Below are 1,076 nucleotides of genomic sequence, written 5' to 3' on the forward strand. Positions count from 1 at the left end.
TGCTCCCATCCAGAATCTTTGCAGAGGTGACTGCATTATCCGATATCGTCGTGGTATTCGAATTAGCTCCAGAAGTAATATCTCCCGTCAAGGCTGCACGCTCAAAACTGCTCCCATTCAACGTAATAGAACCGGAACCTGTATATCCCAAACCGGAACCAAACCGCTGCCAAATCCCCCCGTCAAAATAATAATACCCAGCTGATGTGATATTAATGGTTTTAGCAGTAGCGGAACCAACAGCACTAGTAGCATAGACTATCGCTCCCCTCTGGTCTGATCCATACTTCGAATCAGATAACTTAATATCATCGCCACGAAGCCTCGGGGCAATAATACCCTCTGCTGTACTCCCATCAGACTTCCCTGCTGAAACATCCAACGTCGCTTTAGGAGAATCCGTGTAGATTCCCACTTTTCCTTTTTGATAAATATCCTGAACATTAGAAGTTGCTGGCTGATGCAACAAAGCATTATACCATGAAAAAGACGTCAATCCTTCCCCTATACCCTTCCATTCGCCCATAGCAACACTCCCATTGATTGAGCCGTTGGGATTCGAAAAGTAATAATAGCCAGGAGACAACACAGTACTCTTAGAAGACCTGTTGCCTGTCGTTAAGCTATTACCCCATGCATTATTATACACGATCATCCCATCAAAATACGTCGGAAATGTAACCCCGTCACATAAAGTCAGATCAAACTCGAAATTTACAAGATCAACCGATGGTATAACAATACCCTTGCCAACATACGCTCCCGAGCCGCTTTCAGTACTGAAAGCGGTACTACCATCCAATAATACATTCGAACCCGTAACCCCGGAGCCGATTGAACCATTGGTCATAATCTGACCGCTAACTCCGGAAGACACCAGAAGAAAAGCCAGAATCGTTACTGCTGTTGTATATTTTTTTTTCATATCTATAGTATCTATAGTATTATGTTTTTATTTATCTATATCCCAATATTTGCCCACGTTGTTCCTGTCCACACAAACGTTCGGCCTCTGCCCTGGTTAGTCGCTGAATTACCAGCTGTATATGAACCCGAATATGTCACCGCAAAGGCAC

General features: G+C 43.8%; 1 pseudogene. It reads right to left on the minus strand.

The features are described 5' to 3' along the window. Positions 1-925: pseudogene (locus C1634_RS25625) on the minus strand (hypothetical protein); the annotation flags it as partial. Between the last annotated feature and the right edge of the window lie 151 nt (positions 926-1,076).

The sequence above is a fragment of the Chryseobacterium viscerum genome (assembly GCF_002899945.2).
GTDB classification, from domain to species: Bacteria; Bacteroidota; Bacteroidia; order Flavobacteriales; family Weeksellaceae; genus Chryseobacterium; species Chryseobacterium viscerum.